Here is a 13621-nt window from a genome sequence, read left to right as displayed (position 1 = left end):
CACAATCGGTCAGTCGTTCTAGATGCCCAGGCCCGGCTGCTTGACCAGTTGCACGCCCTGGACACGCCAGCCCGCCTCTTCTTGGCCCAGCTGGTAGATGGCCTCGTAGAGGCTCTGGTCGGTCCCCAAGAGCTTCACCTCCTGCACCACCACGTTCTCATCGATCCGACGAAACGCGCCGAAGCTGTGCGAGCGCGACTCCATGATCGGTGCATAGCCCGATCCGATGATCGAAACGAAGAAGGCATCCGCGGATGAGAAATTCGACTGGAAGTACGCACTGGCGAAGCTGAAGGCACTCGGCGCGTCCTTGGCGCGAAACGCCTCGATCTGGCCGGTGATCACCGCCTGCCACGGCTCCGAAATCGCCGGCAGTTCGGCCTCCTGGGCCGTGATCCCAGCAACCATCACTCCCCAGAACGCCGTCCCCAGCATCACCCGCCCGATAGCGACTCTCGCAGCACCCATCTCCACCTCCCTGTCGGCGGACGGGGCGCCCCGTCACAGGAATGCCTCAAAAACGTCCGCCCTTCACCGCCGTAGCAACGAAACATCCGCGCATTCCCGCGGTCACCTCACTGCGTTGTGATCGTCTGAATTGAGTGAGCGAGCCGATGTCCCCCACCAAGCTTCCGACGCCGAAAAAGCCGCAGTTCCGGCTCCCCAAGCTTCGCCTCGGCAACCCGCTGACCACGGCCGCGGCCATCTCGTTCTCGCTCACCTTCGTCGCCGGCGGCATAGCGTTGCTGCTGGGGGTGTTCCCCGCGCACGCCATCATCGGCAGCCGCGAGTTCGATACCGGCGTCATCCTGTTACTCGTGCCGCTCACCGCGCTGCTGTTCGCCATCATCGTCGAGGTCGTCCGCTCGATCCTCCGCGAAGGACTGCGTCCGGCCAAGCCGCGGCAGGCCAACCCGCTGTCCGCCTGGAAGCCGGGCCACGGTGAGGGCTGATTAACTGGCGGTAACGTTTCCTCGATCCGTTCATCTTCCCGTTAGTTGCAATGCCGTAAAAGGCAGGTAGCGCTCACTTTGGCCAGTGATGCGCCCGCAAGAGTTCGCCCCCTGAGAGGCGCGCCGGCGGCGTCAGACACCAGCGACTGAGGAAACAATGACCCGATCCGATTTTGCCCCGCTCGGCCGCCCGCTGCGGGGACTCCTGCTTGGCACCGCCTTCGCGAGCCTGGCTGCCAGCGGCGCCCTCGCCGAAACCCTCACCGTAACCGACATCGCGCCCACCGACGCTTCGGGCTACGGCCTCAGCGTCCCGACCATCGAAGTCGTCGATGGCAACCTCAACGAAGGCACCGTGCGCGGCCTCTTCACGGGCACCCCGGATGCCCTGCAGCCGCTCTCGACGCTCAACGCCGCTTCGGTGACGATCCCCGAGATCTCGGTCTCCTACAAGATCGACGTCGAAGGCGCCGAGCCCGCCGTCATCACCTACCACGATCTCGTCCTCACCGATGTCGTCGACGGCGTCGCCGCATCCGCCACCGTCGCCTCGTCTGAGTTCAAGGGCGGCGAGGCCGGCATCGCCAAGTTCGGCGAAATGTCCGCCAGCAATTTCGATCTCGGCCGCCTGCTCGGTTTCTACGGCCTTGTTCCGACGGACGGCACCGACACTGAACTGCGCGAGGTCTATTCCGACTTCACCTTCTCGGGCGGCACCTTTGCCGTCGACGGCGTCTTCAACTGCGACATTGGCGGCGCCGAAGTGGCAAGCTTCAGCGCCCGCCCGCTCAAGCAGAGCATGGGCGACATCCAGGGCCTGATCCTCGAGGCGGAAGCTGCCGAGAAGGCCGGAACACCGATCGAGCCCGAGCAGATCAAGCAGATCGTCCTCTTCTACACAGACCTGCTCACCGCCTTCTCCTCGTCGCCGATGACGTTCGAGGGCATCGATTGCTCCGGCCAGGACGACGCCGGCAAGCCTCTCGCCTTCTCGGCGGGCACCATTACCGCCGGCGGCTTCGAGCCAGCCATCTACCCAGACTTCTCCCTCGACGATCTCAAGATCGAGGTCGAGGGCGACGGCCACGTCAACTTCGGCAACTTCACCTGGAAGCGGATGGACTTCACTACCGCGATCGAGACCGTCGAAGCCGCCACTACCCTCGACGAGGCCTTCTTCACCGCCAACTGGCGCAAGCTCGTGCCCGCCATGGACGGCTTCAGCCTTGCCAACCTCGATGTCGACGTGCCCGACCCGGACAAGCCTGGCGCGCGCGTCAAGGGCACGCTCGGATCGTTCGACGCGACCCTCGGCAACTACGTCAACGGCATCCCCGCCGACGTCGCGCTGACCCTCGCGAACTTCATCCTGCCGATCACCGCCGACATGAAGGACCTGCCCGTCCAGGACCTGCTCGACCGTGGCATCTACACCCTCGACATCTCGCTGGGCACCAAGCTCGCCTGGAACGAGGAGGCTTCGACCATCGAGGTCGAGGACGTGCTGATCGACATGGGCGCGCTGGGTCGGGTCAACTTCTCGGGCACTTTCGGCAACGCCACCGAGGCGCTGTTCGCCGACAACCCGGACGAGGCCCTCATCGCCGCCCAGATGATGACGCTCAAGGCGCTCACCATCGAGGTCGAGGACCGGGGCATCGGCTCCATCGCCTTCGCTGCCGGCGCCAAGGAAGCCGGCCAGCCGGAGGAAGCCTTCCGCACTGCCGTCGCCGGCATGGCGCAGGGCATGACCCTCGCCTTCCTCGGCAACACCACCGAGGCGCTCACCGCCGCCCAGCAGCTCGGCACGTTCCTGCAGGGTGCCTCGCACCTCAAGGTGACGATCACCAGCAAGGACGAAGCCGGCATCGGCCTCGCCGACCTCGCCGCAGCCGAGACCAACCCGGCAGCGCTCGCCGGCAAGCTCGACGTCGTCGCCGAAGCCAGCGGCGAGCCGGTCGTCCTCCCCCTCGTCGAGGCTCCCCCCTCGATGCAGGACCAGAAGCGCGACCTGAAGACCCCGGCCACCACGCAGTAAGCAAGGGCCGCACCTGATCCTCCCCCGCGCGGCGGGGGAGGAAACCGGCGAAACGGTGAAGCGGGCTGCCCACTGACCGACTTGTCCCCTCCCCCCTTTGGGGGCACTATGGTGCCCTGAGAGAGGAGGACTAACGATGCAAGTCGAGACTATCCTTCAATCCAAGGGTCACACGGTCTTCACCGTGGAAGCTGGCGCGCCGCTCTCTGAAGCCGTGCACGTCCTCAACACCAAAAAGATCGGTGCCGTGGTCGTCGTGGACGCCAAGGGCAAGGTCGTCGGCATCCTGTCGGAGCGCGACATCGTGCGGCGTCTCGACAAGGATCCAGTCGCCCTGCTCGCGTCGCCCGTGCGCAGCGCGATGACCTCCAAGGTCATTACCTGCACTTCGGCCTCGACGGTGTCGGATCTCATGGAAACCATGACCCTCAACCGCATCCGCCACATCCCCATCGTGGAGGGCGGCAAGCTCACCGGCATCGTCTCCATCGGCGACGTGGTGAAGCGCAAGATCGAGGAAACCGAGCAGGAAGCCCTCGCCCTCAAGCAATACATCGCGTCTTAAGGTCCGGGCCTGCCCCGGGGATGCAGGGGCCGCGCGTCGACGCGGCTCCACCTCTTCCTTCTCCGCTTGTCGGAGAAGGTGGCGCGAAGCGCCGGATGAGGGCTGAGCCCGTCACCTTTCCAACCTTTCCGCCATTTCATCGCGCCGCAATCCCCCCGCAATCCGACGCAGGGCATCGTCTCCCCATTGCCACTCTGGGAGACCACGATGACCCCGACCCGCGCCTCACTCTTCGCCGCCCTCGTCGCCGCCCTCGGCCTCACCGCCATGAGCCCCACCTTCGCTGCCGGCCCGCAGCATCAGCGCCACGACACCGGCCGTATGCTCGAGTTCCGTCGCGACGGCGGCGCCTTCCGCTTCGCCCAGTTCTCCTGCAACGATCGCGCCGCCGACCGGCTCGAGCGTCGCCTCGACCGCATGGCCGGCAGGCTCGAACTGACCAAGGAGCAGGAGAAGCTGTTCGAGGACTTCCGCACCTCGGCCCTCACCGCCCAGACCGAATTCGCCGACCAGTGCGACACCATCCGCCCGGGCGCCACTGCCAGCAAGGAACGCGCGGACCTGATCCAGCGCCTCGAGCAGCGGCTGAAGTTCGATGAAGCCCGCCTCGCCGCCATGAGCGAGCTCCTGCCGCACTTCAAGACCTTCTACGGCAGCCTGACCGACACCCAGAAGCACGAGCTGATGCCCGGCCGCGGCATGGACCAGCCCCACGCCCCGCGCCCGGGCGCCCAGTCGAACGGCTGATCCCCAAGGCCGACCTCGCTCCGCGTGAGGTCGCCTCAGCCGTACCGAGAAGCCCCGGCGTCCCTCCCGCCGGGGCTTCTGACCAAAAGTCCTATCTTCCGACGCTCGACCTGCCCCCTTGCAGCCTCTACACATAGAGAACGCGAACGGGAGATCGCGTTATCCTGGAGGGGTTTCAGACGTGAAGATTACTTCGGTTAGGACCGCGGCCACCCGCGGTCACTGCATGCACTTGTGGGTCATGATCGAGACCGACGCCGGCGTCACCGGTCTCGGCGAATGTGTCCATGGCGGACATCAGGCCATCGCCATCATCCAGGAATTCGCGCCCAAGCTGGTCGGCCGCGATCCCTTCGCAATCGATGCGATCTTCGAGGAAATGCGGCGCAGCCTCGTCTTCGAGGGCGGCTTCGCCGGCGCGCTGATCACGGCGCTGACCGGCATCGAGATCGCGCTCTGGGATCTCAAGGGCAAGGCGCTCAAGGCCCCGGTCTACGACCTGCTCGGCGGCAAGTTCCGCGACGACATCCGGGTCTACTGCGACTGCGAAGTCGAGCCCGGCATGAACATGGACGAGATCAAGCGCGTCGTCGACGAGGTGCTGGAAGCCGGATTCACCGCGCTCAAGATCGACCTCGATATCTTCGCATACGGCCACCACGGCAGCGAGACGGCGGGCTTCGTCAAGGACCGCTTCAACATGACGCCGGACCGCTGGGAGCACGACCGCATGGTGCAACTGGCCGAGATGGTGGTTGCCGCCGCAGGCCCCACCGTCGAGGTCGCCGCGGACCTCCACACGCGCCTCGACAAGCACAGCGCCATCCGCCTCGCCCGCGATCTCGAGCACCTGAAGCTCATGTGGCTCGAGGAGCCGATCCCGCCCGAGAACATCGACACCATGCGCGAGATCACCCAGGCCACTTCGACGCCGATCTGCGCCGGCGAGAACCTCTACCTGCGCCATGGCTTCCGCGACCTGATCGAGAAGCACGCCGTCGACATCATCATGCCCGACATCCCCAAGTGCGGGGGCCTGTCGGAGTGCCGCAAGATCGCGAACATGGCCGAGATCTACTCTATGCCCTTCGCGCCGCACAACGTGTCGTCACCGATCGGGACGATGGCCTCCGCGCATGTCTGCGCCACCGTGCCGAACTTCCTCGTCCTCGAGTTCCACTGGTTCCATCGCGACTACTGGTCGACGATCACCGACGGCGGCGAGATCATCAAGGACGGCAAGATCACCGTCACCGACCGCCCCGGCATCGGCCTCGACCTCAACTTCGACGTCGCCAAGGCCCACCAGTACCCCGGCACCACCTGGTTCGCCTGATCAACGTAAGCTCCCTCCCCCTTGAGGGGAGGGGCTGGGGGTGGGGATCCATCGGTGATCCCCGCCCCCTCCTCAACCCCTCCGCAAGGGGAGGGAAGCGACGGCCTCAACCTCGGCGCGTCCCGCACGGCTCCCATGCAACAGGCGCCCTAACGCTCGGCCCCCTGCCCCACCACTTGTGGTGTCAGGAGACCAGAGCATGACCAGTCGTTTCGTCCGTAATCTCAAATCCGCCTTCGGCACCTTAGCTGCCGCGGCGCGCGCCGCCGGTTCCGTCGAGAACGGCCTCCAGCCACGCCGGCGTGACCTCGACGCCCTCGGGATCGACCCGGGCACCTTCCGCAGCATCGACCGCTAGAGCCTCAGGTGAGTTCCCCTCCCCCTTGAGGGGAGGGGTTGGGGGTGGGGGTCCATCGGCGATCACCGCACCACCCCACCCCTAAGGGAGAGGGACGCGACAACCGCCCCTACCTCACCAGCGCCGGCCGCTTCGGATCGAACGCCCAGCCCGGGATCACGAACTGCATCGCCGCCGCGTCGTTGCGCGCCCCGGCCGGCAGTGAGCGATAGAGCAGATGCGCCGCCTCGAGTGCGGCCTCGTCCAGTTCGACACCGAGCCCGGCACGCTCCGGCACCGCCACCGCCCCGTCGCGGATCATCGGTGGTTCGGCCGTCAGCCGCTGCCCGTCCTGCCAGATCCAGTGCGTGTCGAGCGCCGTGATCTCCCCCGGGGCGGCCGCCCCGACCTGCGTGAACATCGCCAGCGAAATGTCGAAATGGTTGTTCGAATGCGAACCCCACGTCAGCCCCCAGCGCGCGCACAATCGGGCCACGTCGATAGAGCCGCGCGGCGTCCAGAAATGTGGGTCGGCCAGCGGAATATCGACGCTACCCAGCCGTAGCGCATGATCCAGCTGCCGCCAGTCGGTGGCGATCATGTTGGTCGCGACCTTGAGCCCGGTGCGCCGCCGGAACTCGGCGAGAATCTCGCGACCCGAGAACCCGGCCTCCGCACCACACGGATCCTCGGCATAGGCGAGGATGCCCTCGAGCCGCTTGCCGATGCCGACTGCCTCCTCCAGCGACCACGCCCCATTGGGGTCGATCGTCAGCCGTGCTCCGCGGAAGTGGTCGGACAGCGCCTCGATCGCCTCGGCCTCCTCCTGCCCCGACAGCACCCCGCCCTTGAGCTTGAAGTCGCGGAAACCGTAACGCGCTTCTGCCGCCTCGGCCTGCCGCACGATGGCCTCGGCGTCGAGCGCCGGCTCGTCGCGCACGCGCATCCAGCCGTCTGCCCCCGGCGGCGGCACGCGGTAGCCAAGCGGCGTGCGCGTGCGGTCGCCCACATAGAACAGGTAGCCCAGCATCGGCACCTCGGAACGCACCATCCCGTCGCCGAGCAGTTCCGCCATGGGCACGCCCTGGAACTGGCCCATCAGGTCGAGCAGCGCGCATTCGAGCGCGGCCACGGCGTGCACTGCGACGCGCAGGTCGAAGGTCTGCAGCCCCCGCCCCCCGGCATCGCGCGAGGCGAAGGCGTCGCCGACTTCGCGCAGGATCGTCCGGTAGAGCCCGATCTCTCGCCCCTCGACGAAGTGCCTCGCCTCCTCGAGCGTGAAGGCGATCGCCTCACCGCCCGGCACCTCGCCGAGCCCGATATTGCCGGCACTGTCGGTGAGGATGACGATGTTCCGCGTGAAGAACGGAGCGTGGGCGCCGCTCAGGTTGAGCAGCATGCTGTCCTGCCCCGCAACCGGCACGACGCGCATGCCGGTAACGATCGGTGTCGAGTGCGGCACCCTGCCCTCCCGAAAGACGATTGGAAGAAGCAGGCGAGGTTGCGCCCGCCCGCCTGTCGGTCAGCCCTTCACGGCCCCCACGGTTAGCCCACCGACAAGGAAGCGCTGCGCATACATGTAGAGTATCGCCACCGGGATCGCTGTCAGCAGCGACGCTGCCATCAGTTCACCCCACGGCAGGATGTCGCCCACCACCATCGACTGCAGCCCGATCGGCAGCGTCCTCAGCGACTCCGACGTGATGAACACGAAGGCGAAGAGGAACTCGTTCCACGCATTGGTGAAGGCGAACAGAGCCACCGAGAGCAGCGCCGGCGCCGCCAGCGGCAGCGTGATGCGGATAAAGGCGTACAGCCGGCTCGCCCCGTCGATCATCGCCGCCTCCTCGAGCTCCACCGGGATCGAGCGGAAGTAGCCGATCAGCACCCAGGTCGCGAAGGGCACGAGGAAGGTCGGGTAGGTGGTCAGCAGCGCGCCGTAGCTGTTGATCAGCCCGAGATCGCTCAGCGTCTGGTAGAGCGGGATGAAGATCAGCGTGCCGGGCAGCAGGTAGGTGATGAGGATCGCCGTCGTCAGCAGCCCTGCCCCGAGGAACTTCAGCCGGGTCAGCGCATAGGCCGCCAGTGCTGCAATCGCCACGGAAATGACCGTGCTCAGGGCCGCGACCAGGATCGAGTTCCCCAGCCACACCAGGAACGGCGAGCCGAAGATCAGCTCCTGGTACTGGTTGAGCGTTGGCGGGCTCGGCCAGAAGATCGATTGCCGCTGGCTGATCTGGGACGTCGTCTTGAACGAGGTGATCAGCACCCAGTAGAACGGGAACAGCACGAACACCATGATCGGCAAGAGGATCAGGATGCGGATGCCGATCCCCATGCGTTCGCGGCCCTGCGGCTTGAACACCGGCTTCTCGACCGACCCGGTCATGCGCTTGCGCAGCGACCGGCCCAGCACCTCGATGCCGCGGTTCAGCATGTCGAATGGCCAGAAGAAGATATCGAGCACGAAGCTGAACAGCCGGCCGAAGAACTTCCCGATGCCGAGCCCCGGCTTCTGCACGCCTGCGGCGCGCTCGTCGTGCCGCATGTACTTGGACAGCAGGTAGATCAGGAACGCCATCAGCGGCGCCACGCTGAGCGCAATCGCGCTGCCGGGGCCATATTGCAGCGAGCCGATCGCCTTTTCATAGGCGAGGATCGAATAGAGGCGGGTGGCGCCGCTCGGCCCGCCACCGGTCATCAGGAAGATCAGCCCGAACTGGTTGAAGGTCGAGATGAAGCTGAGCAGCAGCACCACGAGGATCACGTAGCGCATGCCCGGCAGCGTGATGTAGCGGAAGCGCTGCACGGCATTGGCGCCATCGACTTCGGCCGATTCATAGAGTTCGGTATCGATCGCCTTGAGGCCGGCAAGCAGCAGCAGGGTGAAGAACGGAATGCCCTTCCAGACGTTCACCGCGATCACGCTGCCCAGCGCGAGGTTCGAATCCGACAGCCAGCCGAGCGGCTTGTCGATGAGGCCCGCGCCTTGCAGGATCGGGTTGAGGCCACCGAACAGCGGGTCGTAGATCGACTTCCAGGCCAGCGCGGTGACGATTTCGGGCACGATCCACGGCAGCAGCATGATCGCCGACATCAGGTTGCGCCAGGGCAACTTGGAGTGGAGGATCATGGCGATGGTCATGCCGGTGACGAACTTGATCGACAGCGACCAGAACGTGAAGTTGATCGTGTTCGAAAGGCTCAGCAGGTAGTCCGAATTGGTGTAGAGCCGCTGGTAGTTCCTCAGCCCCACCTGCACCGTGTCGCCGGTGTTGAAATTGAACGTCGTCATCGACATCAGGATGGCGCTGATGAACGGCCAGAAGATCAACCCGGCCATCAGCACGACCATCGGCAGCACGAACAGGTAGGCGATCTTCCAGTCGCGGCCGAATATATTCTTGAGCTTGAACCGCGGACGCGCGGCGGTAGTGGTGCCGCTAACGGGCATGTCGAGAGTGATGCGCTTGTCCATAGTCAAGCCTCCTTCCAGCTGAAGCACCGGTGGCTGGTGCAGTAGTTGGGCGCCGTCGGGCGTCACGATGTGACAGCCGCATTCGACACACGATGGCCGGAGGGCAGCGCTGCCGCCCTCCGGCCAGGAAGCAGTGCAGCCTTAGGGCTGCATGATCCCGCCCTCCTCGAAGAGGTCGACCATCTTCTGGTGGGCATCCTTGACTGCATCGGCGGGCGACATACGGCCCGAGATGACGTTGCCGACCGACTGCTCGAGCACGCCCTGCGCGCGGATGGCGTCGACGCCCGCGTTCGGGTTCGCCGGCCACGACTGGCCGAGGAACGGATCGGTGACGTCCACCGCTTGCTTGATGGTCGCAAGGTTCGGTTCGGCAGCCAGCAGCTCGGGGGTCCAGAGCTTCTGGTAAGCCGGCGTGAACAGCACGCTGCCCAGCGACGCGATCTTGCTGAAGTTCACCGGGTCGAGCAGGTTGAGCGCCAGTTCCTTGGCGAGCGCCGCGTTCGGAGCACCCTTGAACACGGTCATCCAGCCGCCGACGTTGCCGCCGTCACGGCTGTCGCCGTTGATCGCCGCCGGCGCCTGCAGCAGCAGGGTGTTCGGATAGACCGGGTTCGCGTCGCGCTTGGACTGCGCATAGATCGAGAAGGCGTTCTGGGTGAACCCGATTTGCCCGGCGAGCCAGGCCTCGTTGTTGCCCGTGTCGTTCCAGCTCTCGACACCCGGCGGCAGCATGGCGGCATACTTGCCGTTGCGGTCGTAGGTTTCGCGCAGGAACTCGAAGGCCGCCACGGTCTCCGGAGAGTTGAAGGTGACGACCTGGCCCGTCTCGTCGGTAAAGTGGCCGCCGAAGGCCTGCACCGTCGCGATCAGGAAGCCGAAGCCGTCGCCGGACTGGTTGGGGGTGAAGCCCCAGCCGTAGAAGTCGGGCCCGGAAATGGCGAGCGCTGCTTCGCGGCGATCGACGATCGTCTTCAGCGAAGCGGGGTCGATGCCCTTTTCCTTCAGCTTGTCGCCACGCGCATAATAGCCCGTCGTCGTGCCGATCAGCGGAACGGCCCACCACTTGCCGTCGAGTTGCGCCGTCTTGGCAGCATTCAGGCCCGGCATGATGTCGCCGTAGAGCCTGACGGCCTCGTCGACCACGTCGGTCATGTCCTCGACCAGGTCGAGCAGGTGCAACTGCGAGATCGACACGTTCGACGTGTAGGCGAAATCCGGCGGATTGCCGGCCTTCACTGCCGCCGTCATCTTTCCCATGAAGTCGCCGAACGACTCCGGGTTCGTGGTCGAGATGTCGAGTTGGACGCCCTTGGAATCCGCGAAGGCCTGCACCGTGTCGCGGAAGGCCGTCTGAGCCGCCTCGAAATACTCGGTGCGGTGAATGACGGTCAGCTTGCCGCTGGCGCCCACGGGCAGCGCCTCGTCGGGCTTGGGCGCGTCCTGGGCGAATACGGGCAACCCGTTCGCGCCCAACACCATGCCGGCGCCCACTGCCGCCGAGCCACGCAGGATGTCGCGGCGGCTGAACTTGTTCTTGTCCATGATTGGTCTCCTCCTTCTGATTTTCCGTTCCGGGCAGTCGGTCCCTCCACCGCATGCCCAGGTCTCCCCACGGGATCGCTAGATCATCGCAACAAGGCCTCCTGCGCACAATCGGCGCCTGTCGGGATGCATGGTGTGTGGAAGTGCTCGACACCGGCACGAGCGAACTGGAGCGCCCGAGACCGGAAAGAACCGGGGGTGTTCAACGGTGTATGTTTCACGTCGCCCTCCCTCCCCCGGGACGTTGTGCGGCCGTCGGCGTCACTCGTCATGCCGAACGTAACTCAATCTGTCGGTCAATCCCACACCTGTCAACGACCAATCATACTGCCTGTGCGCAACACCCCGTTGAGAACCGCCACGCAGTGCGTTGACACGACCGGAATGGTGGTGATAGTCGCAAGTAATCATACTAATCTGAGCAGGAGACGTGAATGTCCTTCGACGAGATCAAGGCCAAGATCGGTTCCGGACTGCTCTCATTCCCCGTCACCGACTTCGACGCCAATGGCGAGTTCGATGCCCCGAGCTACGCCAGGCGTCTCCAGTGGCTGTCCTCGTTTGGCGCCGCGGGCCTCTTTGCTGCCGGCGGCACGGGCGAGTTCTTCTCCATCGGCTATGACGAGTATGACAACGTCATCCGCACCGCCGTGGAGAACAGCGCCGCCGACGTGCCGGTGCTTGCCGGCGTCGGCTACGGCACCCGCATGGCCGTCGATCTCGCCCGGCGTGCCGAGGCGGCCGGCGCCGCCGGCATCCTCGTCCTGCCGCACTACCTGATGGTGGCCGAGGAGGCCGGCGTGCTGGCCCACATGAAGGCCATCTGCGCCGCGGTCGGCATCGGCGTCATCTACTACGCCCGCGACAACAGCCGCCTCTCGCCAGCCTCGCTCGAGCAGCTCGCCGAGGCCTGCCCCAACTTCATCGGCTACAAGGACGGCATCGGCGACCTGCAGCTCATGCAGCGCATCGCCTACCGGCTGGGCGACCGCGTCGTCCATATCGGTGGCCTGCCGACAGCCGAGGTCTTCGCCCAGCCCTATCTCGAGATGGGCGTCACCACCTACTCGTCGGCCGTGTTCAACTTCGTCCCCGAACTGGCCCTGCGCTTCTACCGCGCCGTCCGCCAGCGCGACACCGCGACCATCGACGCGCTGATGAAGGGCTTCTACCTGCCCCTGATCGAGTTGCGCGACCGCAAGCGCGGTTACGCTGTCTCGCTGGTCAAGGCAGGCGCCGACCTCGTCGGACGCGGCGCCGGCAAGGTCCGCCCGCCGTTGACTGACCTCGACCCGGGCGAACGAGATACTTTGGCGGCACTGATCGCCGCGCACAGCTGATCGTCGCAATTTCGCCTTGGGCTGGAAGTATTTCCATTTTTCATGGAAGTGGAACGGCCTGCGTACTCACCACTGGTGATTGATGGCCTGTCGTACTCCGACTGGGAGGACGACGCCGATCACCTTCGTCAACTTGCGGCAGGTTCGGGGCGCGTGACCAAGAAGCAGGTCGCGCACACCGAAAAACTGCTGGCCAGCCTGCAGGACGAGCTTGACGCGATCGACAGCGTCAGCCCCCGCCTTGTCGGCTTCGATGCCGTGCGCGTCGGCTGCGTCCGCGACCTGCTCTTCGCGCTCAGGATCAGCCTGCTGGAAACCCGGCGGCTCCTCGAGGCACGCACCGCGAAGCGACCGGCAAAGTCGCGCAAGGCCATGGCCTCGACCTAGGCCGGCCGGCATACCACGGTAATAGAATACCGCGATTGTTACTGAACCTCCGCGAGGCTTTCGCAAGCGCGAGGAAATGCCCGACTTCGTCCGCGACGCCCTCGAGCGCAGCGGACTGCGCGAGCAGTACGACGCCCGCCCACCCGCGCAACGACTACCTGCTCTGGATCAACAAGGCCAAGCGCGAAGCGACCAAGCACAAGCATCTGGCCCAGATGCTCGATGAGCTCGAAATCGGCGGAGTCTACACGGGCATGAAGTGGAACGGCTAGGCCGCCCCGCTCACCAGACGTCGCCGTCCCGCCAGTCGCAGGCGAGATCGCCACCGAGATCCAGCGGCTCGACCGGCAGCACGAAGATGCCCGCATCCTCCTCCTCGGTGCGCTCGAGCCCATGCGGCGCCATCGCGAAGGTGCGGCCCTGCCAGGCCAACCAGCCCTGCCCCTCGTAGAGCGAGCGCCCCTCATCCGAAGCGCTGAGGCCGCCCACCGCATAGGCGCCGTGGATGACGTCGCCGAGTGCCCCCATGATCGCCCCGCCATGGCCGCGTCGGCGCCGGTCGGCCCGCACCGCGACACCCTCGATGTACCCGCCCCGCAGCACCCGTGCCGTCCCGGCCGCGCCGGCCGGCGGCGTGTACAGCAGCCGGCGCTGCACCACCGAGCCGTGCCCGACCAGTTGGCCGTCCTCCCATAATGCCAGGGCATGGACGCCGCCCAGCGTGTGCTCCCAGTCCGCCTCGGCGAAGTCGTCGCCATAGGCTTCGTCCAGCAGCGCGCGAATGGTGACGAGCGTCGCGGAGTCCAGCTGCCAGGTGTGGAGCAGCGACACCGCGCTGCGTGCGGGATCGGGAGATGTCATGCGGCCGCTCCTCGGGTCAACGATGGGAGCGCGA

General features: G+C 65.9%; 14 protein-coding genes. 9 read left to right on the top strand and 5 right to left on the bottom strand.

Features of this window, described 5'->3' with window-relative positions; genetic code table 11:
* Positions 1 to 18: 18 nt before the first annotated feature.
* Positions 19 to 468, bottom strand: a complete 450-nt coding sequence (locus tag PRN20_RS18405; protein ID WP_273959098.1) for a DUF4864 domain-containing protein — start codon at positions 466 to 468, stop codon at positions 19 to 21.
* A gap of 146 nt (positions 469 to 614) precedes the next feature.
* On the opposite strand from PRN20_RS18405, the gene PRN20_RS18400 reads away from it, so the two are divergent.
* From PRN20_RS18400 to PRN20_RS18375, 6 genes are all read left to right on the top strand, one after another.
* A complete protein-coding gene (locus PRN20_RS18400; protein ID WP_273959097.1) occupies positions 615 to 953 on the top strand; it encodes a hypothetical protein in 339 nt (112 codons plus the stop codon).
* A gap of 157 nt (positions 954 to 1110) precedes the next feature.
* The gene (locus PRN20_RS18395) at positions 1111 to 2991 is read left to right on the top strand and encodes a hypothetical protein (protein WP_273959096.1); all 1881 of its coding nucleotides are present in this window, start codon (positions 1111 to 1113) and stop codon (positions 2989 to 2991) included.
* Positions 2992 to 3127: 136 nt separating this feature from the next.
* Positions 3128 to 3556 (top strand): CBS domain-containing protein, encoded by a 429-nt coding sequence (locus tag PRN20_RS18390; protein WP_273959095.1) that lies wholly within the window; start codon positions 3128 to 3130, stop codon positions 3554 to 3556.
* A gap of 207 nt (positions 3557 to 3763) precedes the next feature.
* Complete coding sequence (locus PRN20_RS18385; RefSeq protein WP_273959094.1) at positions 3764 to 4303, top strand: Spy/CpxP family protein refolding chaperone; 540 nt, start codon at positions 3764 to 3766, stop codon at positions 4301 to 4303.
* Positions 4304 to 4484: 181 nt separating this feature from the next.
* On the top strand, positions 4485 to 5639 hold the full coding sequence (locus PRN20_RS18380; RefSeq protein WP_273959093.1) for a mandelate racemase/muconate lactonizing enzyme family protein: 1155 nt from the start codon (positions 4485 to 4487) through the stop codon (positions 5637 to 5639).
* 199 nt (positions 5640 to 5838) lie between these two features.
* The gene (locus PRN20_RS18375) at positions 5839 to 5997 is read left to right on the top strand and encodes a hypothetical protein (protein ID WP_273959092.1); all 159 of its coding nucleotides are present in this window, start codon (positions 5839 to 5841) and stop codon (positions 5995 to 5997) included.
* Between the two features lie 109 nt (positions 5998 to 6106).
* Here PRN20_RS18375 and PRN20_RS18370 read toward each other — a convergent pair whose 3' ends face one another.
* The 3 genes from PRN20_RS18370 to PRN20_RS18360 form a co-directional block, all read right to left on the bottom strand.
* The gene (locus PRN20_RS18370) at positions 6107 to 7408 is read right to left on the bottom strand and encodes an enolase C-terminal domain-like protein (RefSeq protein WP_273959669.1); all 1302 of its coding nucleotides are present in this window, start codon (positions 7406 to 7408) and stop codon (positions 6107 to 6109) included.
* Positions 7409 to 7498: 90 nt separating this feature from the next.
* Positions 7499 to 9454 carry an ABC transporter permease gene (locus PRN20_RS18365; protein WP_273959091.1) on the bottom strand — a complete coding sequence of 652 codons (1956 nt, stop codon included), beginning with the start codon at positions 9452 to 9454 and terminating at the stop codon, positions 7499 to 7501.
* A gap of 141 nt (positions 9455 to 9595) precedes the next feature.
* Positions 9596 to 10999, bottom strand: coding sequence for an ABC transporter substrate-binding protein (locus PRN20_RS18360; RefSeq protein ID WP_273959090.1), 1404 nt, complete (start codon positions 10997 to 10999; stop codon positions 9596 to 9598).
* Between the two features lie 434 nt (positions 11000 to 11433).
* Here PRN20_RS18360 and kdgD point away from each other — a divergent pair, with 434 nt between their 5' ends.
* From kdgD to PRN20_RS18345, 3 genes are read left to right on the top strand one after another with little or no spacing between them, the layout of a single operon-like run.
* On the top strand, positions 11434 to 12339 hold the full coding sequence (gene kdgD, locus PRN20_RS18355; protein WP_273959089.1) for a 5-dehydro-4-deoxyglucarate dehydratase: 906 nt from the start codon (positions 11434 to 11436) through the stop codon (positions 12337 to 12339).
* 42 nt (positions 12340 to 12381) lie between these two features.
* Positions 12382 to 12726, top strand: coding sequence for a hypothetical protein (locus PRN20_RS18350; RefSeq protein WP_273959088.1), 345 nt, complete (start codon positions 12382 to 12384; stop codon positions 12724 to 12726).
* Positions 12727 to 12761: 35 nt separating this feature from the next.
* The gene (locus tag PRN20_RS18345; protein ID WP_273959087.1) at positions 12762 to 12998 is read left to right on the top strand and encodes a YdeI/OmpD-associated family protein; all 237 of its coding nucleotides are present in this window, start codon (positions 12762 to 12764) and stop codon (positions 12996 to 12998) included.
* 10 nt (positions 12999 to 13008) lie between these two features.
* Here PRN20_RS18345 and PRN20_RS18340 read toward each other — a convergent pair whose 3' ends face one another.
* The gene (locus PRN20_RS18340) at positions 13009 to 13587 is read right to left on the bottom strand and encodes a GNAT family N-acetyltransferase (protein WP_273959086.1); all 579 of its coding nucleotides are present in this window, start codon (positions 13585 to 13587) and stop codon (positions 13009 to 13011) included.
* Positions 13588 to 13621: the final 34 nt, after the last annotated feature.

Origin of the sequence: Devosia sp. ZB163, assembly GCF_028613635.1 — a bacterium.
Taxonomy (GTDB): domain Bacteria; phylum Pseudomonadota; class Alphaproteobacteria; order Rhizobiales; family Devosiaceae; genus Devosia_A.
Note: the sequence above shows the minus strand (reverse complement) of the source record. Positions and strands in the feature narration are given on the sequence as shown.

Bases quoted from the DNA above. Each gene is read 5' to 3' on its own strand.
- PRN20_RS18370 (WP_273959669.1), bottom strand. From the start codon at position 7,408: ATGCGCGTCGTGCCGGTTGCGGGGCAGGACAGCATGCTGCTCAACCTG.
- PRN20_RS18405 (WP_273959098.1), bottom strand. From the start codon at position 468: ATGGGTGCTGCGAGAGTCGCTATCGGGCGGGTGATGCTGGGGACGGCG.
- PRN20_RS18360 (WP_273959090.1), bottom strand. From the start codon at position 10,999: ATGGACAAGAACAAGTTCAGCCGCCGCGACATCCTGCGTGGCTCGGCG.
- PRN20_RS18400 (WP_273959097.1), top strand. From the start codon at position 615: ATGTCCCCCACCAAGCTTCCGACGCCGAAAAAGCCGCAGTTCCGGCTC.
- PRN20_RS18395 (WP_273959096.1), top strand. From the start codon at position 1,111: ATGACCCGATCCGATTTTGCCCCGCTCGGCCGCCCGCTGCGGGGACTC.
- PRN20_RS18365 (WP_273959091.1), bottom strand. From the start codon at position 9,454: ATGGACAAGCGCATCACTCTCGACATGCCCGTTAGCGGCACCACTACC.
- kdgD (WP_273959089.1), top strand. From the start codon at position 11,434: ATGTCCTTCGACGAGATCAAGGCCAAGATCGGTTCCGGACTGCTCTCA.
- PRN20_RS18385 (WP_273959094.1), top strand. From the start codon at position 3,764: ATGACCCCGACCCGCGCCTCACTCTTCGCCGCCCTCGTCGCCGCCCTC.
- PRN20_RS18375 (WP_273959092.1), top strand. From the start codon at position 5,839: ATGACCAGTCGTTTCGTCCGTAATCTCAAATCCGCCTTCGGCACCTTA.
- PRN20_RS18350 (WP_273959088.1), top strand. From the start codon at position 12,382: ATGGAAGTGGAACGGCCTGCGTACTCACCACTGGTGATTGATGGCCTG.
- PRN20_RS18340 (WP_273959086.1), bottom strand. From the start codon at position 13,587: ATGACATCTCCCGATCCCGCACGCAGCGCGGTGTCGCTGCTCCACACC.
- PRN20_RS18390 (WP_273959095.1), top strand. From the start codon at position 3,128: ATGCAAGTCGAGACTATCCTTCAATCCAAGGGTCACACGGTCTTCACC.